General features: G+C 59.4%; 8 protein-coding genes. 4 read left to right on the top strand and 4 right to left on the bottom strand.

Annotated features, from left to right (window positions below; translation table 11 throughout):
* Positions 1–430, bottom strand: a 430-nt coding sequence (locus tag ADN01_RS07195; protein ID WP_201778650.1) for a transposase, incomplete at its 3' end; no start/stop codon positions are given.
* 267 nt (positions 431–697) lie between these two features.
* Here ADN01_RS07195 and rfbB point away from each other — a divergent pair.
* Both rfbB and rfbA read left to right on the top strand, forming a co-directional pair.
* Positions 698–1,783: a dTDP-glucose 4,6-dehydratase gene (gene rfbB / locus ADN01_RS07190; RefSeq protein ID WP_062418615.1), complete on the top strand. Its 1,086-nt coding sequence runs from the start codon at positions 698–700 to the stop codon at positions 1,781–1,783.
* Entirely contained in the window at positions 1,780–2,661 is an 882-nt protein-coding gene (gene rfbA / locus ADN01_RS07185) for a glucose-1-phosphate thymidylyltransferase RfbA (RefSeq protein ID WP_062418614.1), read from the top strand. Before rfbB ends, rfbA begins: the two co-directional genes overlap by 4 nt.
* 146 nt (positions 2,662–2,807) lie before the next feature.
* On the opposite strand, the gene ADN01_RS18765 is transcribed toward rfbA, so the two are convergent.
* On the bottom strand, positions 2,808–3,455 hold the full coding sequence (locus ADN01_RS18765; RefSeq protein WP_062418613.1) for an RNA methyltransferase: 648 nt from the start codon (positions 3,453–3,455) through the stop codon (positions 2,808–2,810).
* A gap of 142 nt (positions 3,456–3,597) precedes the next feature.
* Between ADN01_RS18765 and ADN01_RS07175 the strand changes: the two genes are divergently transcribed.
* Together ADN01_RS07175 and ADN01_RS07170 are read left to right on the top strand one after the other, a co-directional pair.
* Positions 3,598–4,503, top strand: coding sequence for an ROK family protein (locus ADN01_RS07175; RefSeq protein ID WP_075071034.1), 906 nt, complete (start codon positions 3,598–3,600; stop codon positions 4,501–4,503).
* Complete coding sequence (locus ADN01_RS07170) at positions 4,504–6,741, top strand: glycoside hydrolase family 31 protein (RefSeq protein WP_062418608.1); 2,238 nt, start codon at positions 4,504–4,506, stop codon at positions 6,739–6,741.
* Positions 6,742–6,825: 84 nt separating this feature from the next.
* On the opposite strand, the gene ADN01_RS07165 is transcribed toward ADN01_RS07170, so the two are convergent.
* Together ADN01_RS07165 and rpiB are read right to left on the bottom strand one after the other, a co-directional pair.
* Positions 6,826–9,612 carry a bifunctional transaldolase/phosoglucose isomerase gene (locus ADN01_RS07165; RefSeq protein WP_062418607.1) on the bottom strand — a complete coding sequence of 929 codons (2,787 nt, stop codon included), beginning with the start codon at positions 9,610–9,612 and terminating at the stop codon, positions 6,826–6,828.
* Between the two features lie 2 nt (positions 9,613–9,614).
* Entirely contained in the window at positions 9,615–10,061 is a 447-nt protein-coding gene (gene rpiB / locus ADN01_RS07160; protein ID WP_062418606.1) for a ribose 5-phosphate isomerase B, read from the bottom strand.
* Positions 10,062–10,064: the final 3 nt, after the last annotated feature.

The following is a 10,064-nucleotide window of genomic DNA, read 5'->3' as shown; positions in this document are numbered from 1 at the left end:
GTAATACTGCATCCAGTTGAGCTGCTGCCCGGCTGACTTGCATGGCCGAAATCTCAACCCCACATAGCTGCTCTGTGATGGCTTTCACCTTCCGCGTGGATACTCCCTGAACGTACATTTCCGCCAGTGTGATCGTGAGGGCTCTTTCACTGCGCAGCCCTTTTTCCAGTGCGCTGGGGTAAAAACCCCCTTCCCTGACTTGCGGCACGGCAAAGGTGATCTCTCCCATGCGGGTTTTCACTGTTTTGGGCTTGAAGCCATTCGCATGTCCTTTGCGGTTTTCTGTGCGTTCATACTCCCTGGCTTGCAAGTATTTCGCCCTTTCTACCTGCATGGCGTTGTTGATTAGCACTCGCATCAGTTCCGGGATGGCATCCAGTCCCTTTTCCACGATCTCTTCTGCCAAGGTATAATCATTTTGGTGAGTCATTTTTAGTCTCCTTCTTCGGTTGTGGTGACCTTAAGGATACTTCTGACTCACCGCTTTTGTTAAGGTTCAGCATTTTACAGAAAATATGTTACACCAACCAGGGCTGAATCAGGTGAGTGATGGGTGTGCTGTGTGTATACGATGCAATTATTATACCCTGCGGATAAAAATGTGTTGTTGTTTTCGTATACGAAGATGGTGGGGGGAGATCCGTTGCCCTCAGGTGAGGTAAAATGGGAATAATGATTTTGGGTGAAAGGAAAAAGCATGCAGAATGTTCTGGTCACCGGCGGAGCGGGGTTCATCGGCTCCAATTTTATCCGTTACCTGTTAAATCACGATAACGCGGCGCACATCGTCAACCTGGATGCGCTGACGTATGCAGGGACGCTGGAAAATCTACGCAATTTGCCGGATGAAGGACGGCACACCTTCATCCAGGGTGATATCACGGACCCAGATACCCTGGCGGCAGTTTTTACTGACCATGCGATTGACACGGTGGTGCATTTTGCGGCAGAAACCCACGTGGACCGCTCTATCACCGGGCCGCAGCGCTTCATTCAAACCAATGTGGTGGGGACAATGAACCTGCTGGATGCGGCGCGGCAGGCCTGGCAAAAACCTGATGGGGCGTACGCCAGCGGGGTGCGCTTTCACCACATTTCCACGGATGAGGTATTCGGGGCGCTCGCGGCGGGGGAACCGGCCTTTGATGAGCAAACCTCCTATGCGCCGCGATCTCCCTATGCCGCCTCGAAAGCGGCCAGTGACCATCTGGTTCGGGCGTATTTTCACTCGTTTGGTTTGCCGGTGACGATCACCAACTGCTCCAATAATTACGGGCCGCACCAATTTCCTGAAAAGCTGATCCCTTTGATGATCCTGAACGCGGTGGAGGGGAAACCTTTACCGCTGTATGGCGATGGGCAGCAAATTCGCGATTGGTTGTATGTAGAGGATCACTGTGAGGCCATTTACTGCGTGCTGGAGAAGGGTGCGGTGGGGGAGACGTATGGAGTGGGCGGTGAAAATCAACCTACGAATCAAACCATCGTCGAGACGATCTGCGATATTTTGGATGAGTGGCTGCCGAAGGCCAGTTTTGGTTCGCGGCGCTCGCTGATACACTATGTGAGCGACCGACCTGGACACGACCGGCGTTATGCCATGAATATTGAAAAGATTCGCAAAGAATTGGGCTGGCAGCCGAGTGAGGATCTGGACAGCGGGCTGCGGAAGACAATCGCCTGGTATCTGGAGAATTCGGCATGGATTGAAAGCATCCGTGCAAAACCTGATTTCCAGGCCTGGATGGAAGAAAACTACGGCCGTAGGAGCGTACTGGCATGAAAGGGATCGTGTTGGCTGGTGGATACGGCACGCGTTTGTACCCGCTGACCCTGGCGGTGAGCAAGCAGCTGCTTCCGGTGTATGACAAGCCGATGATTTATTACCCGATTTCCATGCTGATGTTGGCCGGGATCCGGGAACTGCTGGTGATTTCGACGCCGGAAGACCTGCCGGGGTTTGAGCGGCTGCTAGGGGATGGGGCGCAGTGGGGCATGCAGTTTTCGTATGCGGCCCAAAGCAAACCGCGCGGTCTGGCGGATGCGCTGCGCGTGGGGCGTGATTTCATCGCCGGGGAGCCGGTTTGCCTCATTTTGGGCGATAATATCTTTTTTGGAACGGGACTGGGGGATACACTGCGGCAGGCGGCTCAAGTGGACGACGGGGCGGTGATCTTTGCGTACCCGGTGAAGGATCCGCAGCGTTACGGTGTGGTGGAATTTGATAAGGATTACCGTGTGTTGAGCCTGGAAGAAAAACCCAGCAAGCCGCGGTCGAACTACGCTGTGCCGGGGATTTACTTCTATGACCGTCAGGCGTGTGAAATGGCGGCTCGGTTGAAACCTTCGAACCGGGGGGAGTTGGAAATTACCGATCTAAATCAGATGTATTTGCAGGCTGGCAAGCTGCAGGTAGAGGTGCTGGGGCGCGGGGTGGCCTGGCTGGATGCGGGCACGCATGAATCTTTGCTGCAGGCAGCCAGTTTTATTGAGGCGGTGGAGGAACGGCAGGGGTTAATGATCGCCTGCCTGGAAGAAATTGCTTACCGCATGGGCTACATTGATTTGAAACAACTCAATGCCCTGGCGCGCAAACTGGCGACCAACCACTATGGACGGTATTTGTTGAACCTGGTTGAGGAAGAAAACCGCGGATTATGAGTGAAGTACGTTCTTGAAATTAAAATGTCAAACGCCAGGGTGAGGGGGGCACCCAGGCGTTTGACTTATATACTTTATCACCTTTCACACCGGCATGCAAGAGCTTTTCTGAGTGCTGCGACCTTACAAAAATGCAAAGTTAGAAGTTAATTCCCTGCTAAAAAACGTAAATAATAGGCGGCAATGCCAAAGGCCACAGAGACGTTGAGGGATTCTTTTTGCCCCAACATGGGCAGGTACACCACCTGATGGCAAAGGGCCAGCAGGTTCGGATCCACACCTGACACTTCATTGCCCAGAATCAAGATTATGGGTGCAGCGGAGGATGCCAGGGTTTGTGCAAAGAGCGGTTGGGCAGTAGGCCCGCCTTCCAGCGCCCAGATTTGCACGCCGCGAGCTTTCTCTTCGGTGATGAGATCCACGGCGTTCCAGGTTTGGCTCCAGGGGACGCGCAGCTCGGCGCCCAGGGCTGTTTTTGCTACCTTGGATTGGCCTGGTGTAGGGGTGATGCCGCACAGGTACAGGTGGGCGATGCCGGCGGCGTCGGCGGTGCGAAAGATAGAGCCGACGTTGTGGGCGCTGCGCAAGTTATCCAGGAGAACCGAAACCTGCGGCTGGGGGGAAGCCATTTGGGATGGAACCGGCAAGCCGCTGTACGGCAGCTCGGTGATCTCCAGTGGGCCGCCGCATTTGGGGCAGTGGGCAGGCAGGGCTTGATGGGGGGAGGCTGGAAAGTGAAAGCGGCAGGTGGGGCGCAGACAGCGGCAGATTTTTGAGCTTTGTGGTAGATCCAAAGGTTTACTCCTGAGGGCAGGATGCCTGCTGATTGTACCTGATTCGGCGGCGAATGCGGGCTGTTCTCGCTTGCCGTTTTGAGGGGTGTGTTTTAGACTGATAACAGGCATACGCAAATAGTTGATAGAAGAGGATGAGAAGATGGCACGATACGGGTGCGTGGAAGCAGGCGGGACGAAATTCATTTGCGCGGTGGCGGACGAGGCTGGGAACATTGAGGCGGAAGTGCGCATTCCCACCACCACGCCGGAGGAAACGCTGGGCCAGGCGCTGCGCTTTTTTCAAACACAGCACGGCCTGGGCGATGCGGCTCTGCGATCTCTGGGCGTGGCTTGTTTTGGGCCGGTGGATTTGCAGACGGAGTCGCCCACGTATGGGATGATCACCGCGACGCCTAAGGCGGGATGGCGGATGACGCCGGTGGTGCGCTTCCTTCAGGAGGGGCTGGGGGTTCCGGTGGGGTTTGACACGGATGTGAACGGTGCTGCTCTGGCGGAAGGGGTTTGGGGGGCAGGGAAGGGGCTGCAAGATTTCGTGTATGTGACCATCGGCACGGGAATCGGCGGGGGAGCCGTGGTGGGGGGACGCGCCGTGCATGGAGCCATGCACCCGGAGATGGGACACATGCGCATCCCGCACGACCGGGAGCGCGATCCCTTCGCGGGGATTTGCCCTTTTCACGGCGACTGCTGGGAGGGCCTGTGCAGCGGCCCGGCCTTGCGCGCGCGGTTTGGAGAGGCAGCCGAAAACTGGCCTGAGGATCACCCCGGCTGGGACCTGGCGGCGGAGTACACCGCCCTGGCGGTGCAGAACATCCTGTGTACCCTATCGCCGCAGCGAATTTTATTGGGCGGTGGGGTGATGCAGCAGGCGCGGCTGTTCCCCATGCTGCGCCAAAAAACGGCTTCCCTGCTGAATGGCTATTTATCCGCGGCGGCGACGGCGGTGGATTTGGAAACGGTGATCATGCCCCCGGCTTTAGGCTCCAGGGCGGGGATTCTGGGCGGGTTGGTGCTGGCGCTGCGGGCGGCTGGGGTGGAGGTATAGATGCAGACGCGCTTCTATGGAGAAAACGGGGTGCGCATCACCCACACCGCGGCTTCAGACGCTGCATGGTTGGCGGATGTTTTCGTGGGCCTGCCGCCGGAGAAAGCCCAGGGGAATGTTCGGGTAGAAACCATGAAAGGCTGTGCTGTGGTGCGTGGGGCTGACGGGAGGGCGCTTTTTTCGGAGGCGCAAGCGCCGCGCTTGAATGCGAAAGGGGGCTTTCGGCTGGCGTTTCAAACCCAGCCGGAGGAGTGTTTTTTTGGGTGGGGGGAGTGGTTTAACGCCTATGCCCGCCGCAGCGGCCAATGGAAGCTGGAGGCGCGGGAATCCCCGGCTTTTTTGCAGGGGCGGCAGACGTATTCCACCATCCCCCTGTTCATCAGCAGCCGTGGGTACGCCTGTTTCTTGCTCAACAGCCGCCCCAGCCGGTGGAAATTGGACGACCGCAAGGGAATTTTGAGCGTAGAGGTTGGGCAAGGCCCTGCGGATTACTTGCTGATTTTTGGCCGAACACTCAAAGAGATTGTACGCCAGTACACACAGTGGACGGGACGGCCGCCGCTGCTGCCGCGCTGGGCGTTTGGCCTGTGGGTAACAGCTTACCCGCAGGAGAGTCAGGACAAAGTGGTGGAGCTGGTGCGGGAACACCGCCGGAGGGATGTGGCCCTGGACGGGGTGATCCTGGATTACCATTGGGAGGAGAAATTCCACAACTTTCAGTTCCGCAAAAGCCTGTTCCCCCGCCCGGAACGGCTGGTGGAAGATCTGAGGCAGGAAAATGTGCGCCTGGGCTTAATCTTTACACCGTTCTTAAACACGAAGAACGAGCCTTTGAAAAAAGCCATCTTAAACCTGGCCGTGCGCAACGTTCCCGCGGGGCTGGAAAAGGACGATGAGCGTGATTTAGAAGGCTACCAGCAGGCCCAGGATGCGGGCTATCTGGCGCACCCGGATGCGGCCTGGTGGTTTGGGCGCGGGGGCATGTTTGACTTTACCAACCCCGCAGGCGCGCGCTGGTGGTGCGCGCGCATGGAGCCGCTGTACCGACTGGGGGTGGCTTTTTTCAAGAATGACGATGGCGAATATCTGCCGAAGGACGCCCGATCCGCCGCCGGCTTGACGGGTGAGGAGTATCACAACCTGTACGGTTTTTACTACGGCAAAGCGATTTATGAGGGGATGGAAGAGTTGGACGACCGGCGGGGGATGGTGTATGCGCGCAGCGTGTGGGCGGGCTCGCAGCGCTACCCGGCGCTGTTCCTGGGGGATCAAAAACCGACCTTCGCCCATCTGCGGGCCACCCTGCGGGCAGCCTTGAATTTGAGCTGGTTGGGATTCTCGTATTGGACGGCAGATGTGTTTGGGTTGGACGGTCGCACGACCCCCGAAACCCATATGCGCTACGCACAATGGACGCTGCTTTCGCCGGTGGCGCGCTATTTTCAACGGCCGGCGGCGGTGGACGACACCCGCAGCCCGTGGTCGCACGGCCCGCAGGCGGCGGCGAGTTTTCAGCGATACGCCGAGCTGCGCTACCGGCTGCTACCGTATTATCACTGCCTGGGTTGGGAAGCGTACATGGATGGGACGCCTATGGTGCGTCCGCTGGCGCTGGAATTTGAGGGAGAGCCGGAATTGCTGGAGATTGCGGATCAGGTGATGCTCGGCCCGGCGGTGATGGCAGCCCCTGTAGTGGAAGGCGGGGCAGCCACCCGTGCGGTGGTTTTCCCGCCAGGGAAATGGTTCAATTTTTGGACGGATGAGGCGATGCCTGGCGGGGAACGGGTGGAGGTGCGCGCGGCGGTAGATGAGCTGCCGCTGTTTGTAAGGGGAGGGCAGTGGCTGGTGATGGGACCGGCTCACCGCTTTATCGGTGACGGCCATCGTTTCGACACGCTTGAGTTTCACTTGTGGCCGCCGTTCGAAGCGGAGCTGACCTTTCGTGATGATGACGGCCTGACGCGCGCCTACCAGCGAGGTGAATTCACCGAGACGAAGGTGACGGCGCAAACGCGTGACGGGCAGGTGCATCTGGCGGTATCGCCAGACGTGGGGACGTACCGCGGGATGCCGGAAACGCGGCAGATGACTTTTCTGCTGCATTTCCCCGCCGGCAGCACACCCCAAGTTGTGGCGGAGCCTGAAGGTTTTGCGGTTCAGGCGGAGGGGAACTGCCTGCGCGCGGCGGGGGCGGTGCGGACGCGGGCGGGGGCAGAGATCACCCTGACGCTGAAATAATCCCCAAAATCGAGACAAACGCCGTTCAAAGCATCGAGAGGCAGTTTTGAGGCTGCCTCTCGTTTTGTTTGCGTGAGCAGAGGGTTACTGAAGGATAGAAAGCAGGGCTTCCAGAGGCAGGTGGATGCGGACGGCGCGGCGCTGGCGGGCCAGCAAGGCCTCCAGGTCACCCAGCGCCTGGGCACGCTCCAACTTTCCAAAGGAGATACCCTCGCTGGGGATGTCCATATCCGAGGCGGTGTCGCTGGTGATTTGCAGGAAGAGCCCGGTATTGGGGCCGCCCTTGTGCAGCTGGCCGGTGGAATGCAGGAAACGCGGCCCAAAGCCCAGGGTGGTGGCGCAGCCGGTGCGCTTGAGGACGGCTTTGCGCACGGCCTGCAAGGCGCTCTGCGTTTTTGCATTACGGGGCAGGTAAGCGTTGATAGCCACAAAATCACCGGGGCGGGCCTGCTGGAGGAAGGCCAAGACGGCCTCCTGAAGCGTGGCGACCTGGGCGAGGCGGGGGAAGGGCTGGCCGAAGATTTTGACTGAACCTTGAGACCAGATGGGGTCACCCTCATCCATTTTTCCCTTTTGCAGATAATCCTCAACCTTTTGCTTGGTGAGAGTCTTGTTAAACTGCACATCGGGCTGATCGAAACTGTTGACACCCAGGACCGAACAGGCCACAGCCGTGGCATATTCCCAGCGGAAGAATTCCGCGCCGAGATCGTAGCCGTCTTTGAGATTCAGGGTGAAAACGGGATGCCCGGCTTTTTGCAGACGGGCGGCACGTGCTTCTGCTTTGCCTGACAGGCGCAGATATACAAACAGCCGGTCGGAGCCGTATGCGGCGGCGGGCAGGGGCGGTTCGAGATCAATGGGCAGAATGCCTTTGCCCTGCTTGCCGGAGGATTCAGCGATGAGCTGTTCCATCCAGGAGCCGAAAGAGGCCAACTCGGGATCTGTGAGGATGGTCAGCTTGTCGCGCCCGTTCAGCGCAGCGCCGCCCAGGAGCGCGCCTAAAACTAACCCGGGATTGCGGCCCGCAGGCACGCCCGGCAGGCATTCACGGGCCAGCGCGGCGGCGCGGGAGAGCAGTTCGGCGAGATCCAGACCGAGGAGGCCGGCAGGGACCAGGCCAAAAGCGGAGAGAACAGAATTGCGCCCACCGATGGTGGAGTCCGCGAGGAATACACGGCGAAAACCGCGGCTGCGAGCCAGGGTATCCAGGGATGTGCCCGGGTCGGTGACGGCGATGAAATGCTTTCCAGCTTCAGTACCCAGGCGGCGCTGGGCGCGGTGCCAGAAGTAATCGAGGAAGGCGTTGACTTCGCTGGTGCCGCCGGATTTGGAGGCGACGATGTAGACCGTTTTGGCGATGGGCGAGCGGCGAGCGCTGGCAGCCACCTGCTGCGGGTCGGTGGAATCCAGGATGGACAGGGCCAGGCCTGCGCGGCCGCGGGTGTGGGGTTTGCCGAAGGTGAGCGCCAGGACTTCGGGCGCCAGGGAGGAGCCGCCCATGCCGAGGAGGAGAGCGTGCGTATAGCCTTCGTCCAGAAGCTGCTGGCGCAGGGCGTTGATCTCTGGGATTAACACCTGACTGGCATTCGGAGCGTCCAGCCAGCCCATGCGCTGGCGAATCTCTTTCTGCCCAGCGGGGTCATCCGTCCACAGGCTGGGATCATGTTCGGCGATGCGGCGGGGGGTCTGGGCTTTTTCCAGGCCGGAGGTGGTTTGGGCGGTGACATCGGCCAGAGCGCCCAGGGCAGCCTGTTCGGCGGCGCAGCGTTCGCGGATGGTGTCGAGCAAGGCGGTGAAGGCATCTGAAAAGGCCTTGACGCCCTCATCTTCCAATTCCTGAGTGACGGCGTCCATGGAGATGCCCCATTTTTCAAGGGCAGCCAGCGTCGCTTGGGCTTCGGCCTCGTGCCCCTGAATGGTCAGGGCGGCGCGGCCATGATCGCGGAAGAGGTCTAATGTTTGGGGCGGAACGGTGTTGACCGTTTGCGGGGCGATGAGCTCTTCCACGTACAGCACATCGCGGTAGGCAGGGTTTTTGGTGCTGGTGGATGCCCATAAAGCCCGCTGGGGATTTGCACCCTGCTTTTGCAGGGCCTGGAAACGGGGGCTGCTGAAGACTTCTTGGAACTTGAAGAAGGCCAGGCGGCTGTTGGCCACGGCCGCTTTACCGAGCAGGTTGGAAATTTGTTCCGCCTGGGCCGGATTGCGGCTGGCGGCTTTCTGCAGGAGGCTGTCCACTTTGGAATCGACGCGGGAGACGAAGAAGGAAGCCACGGAGGCGATTTCACCCAGGGGCAAACCGGCGGCCAGACGGTCTTCTAGGCCGCTGAGGTAGGCGTCCATAACTTCCAGGTAGCGCTGAATGGAGAAGATCAGGGTGACGTTGACATTGATGCCGGCGGCGATGGCCTTACGGATGGCGGGCAGACCGGCCTTCGTGGCCGGAATTTTCACCATCAGGTTGGGGCGGTTGACGCGGCTGCGCAAGGCCAGGGCCTGCTGCAGGGTGGCTTCGGTGTCGTGGGCCAGGTAGGGACTGACCTCCAGGCTAACGTACCCGTCGCCGCCCGCGGTGGATTTGTACAGGGGCAGGAAGCAGTCCGCGGCGGCCTGGATGTCTTCGACAGCCAGTTGGAAGAAGATGTCTTCGGCAGACCAGTTGGCCCAGGCCATGGGCTTGAGGGCGGCATCATAATCGTTGGATTTGGCGATGGCGTTGTGGAAAATGCTGGGATTGGAGGTGATGCCGCGGATATCCCCGCGGCGGATCATCTCGGCCAATTCGCCGTTTTCCAAAAGGCGGCGCTGAATATTGTCATACCACAGGGACTGTCCCAGGGCGTGTAAGGCTTGAATGGGATTTGACATGATTATTTCTCCTGCTCTACCGCCGCGGTTTTTTGGAAACGGCGTTCAAAACGCTCTTCGCCGCTGTAGTGCGCCCCCAAAAAGGCGCGCACCAGCTCTTTGGCCAGTTCGGTGCCGATGATGCGCCCGCCCAGGCAAAGCACATTCATTTTGTCGTGCTCCACGCCCTGGTGAGCGGAGTAGGTGTCGTGGCAGATGGCGGCATAGATGCCTTTGTGCTTATTGGCGGCGATGCAAATGCCCACGCCCGACCCGCACATGAGGATACCGCGTTCGGCCTGACCTGCACGAATGGCCGCAGCCACTCTGGTGGCATAGTCAGGATAATCGGTACTAGTGGGCGAGTCGGTGCCTAAATCCAAGGGGGTATGCCCGGCGGCGCGCACGGCCTCCAGCACGGCCTCTTTCAGGGGAAACCCGCCGTGATCACAAGCGACTGCAACGTTCATTTT

Source organism: Levilinea saccharolytica (assembly GCF_001306035.1).
In the GTDB taxonomy this organism is placed as follows: domain Bacteria; phylum Chloroflexota; class Anaerolineae; order Anaerolineales; family Anaerolineaceae; genus Levilinea; species Levilinea saccharolytica.
The sequence above is the reverse complement of the archived record's forward strand: the minus strand, read 5'-3'. Positions and strand labels throughout refer to the sequence as shown.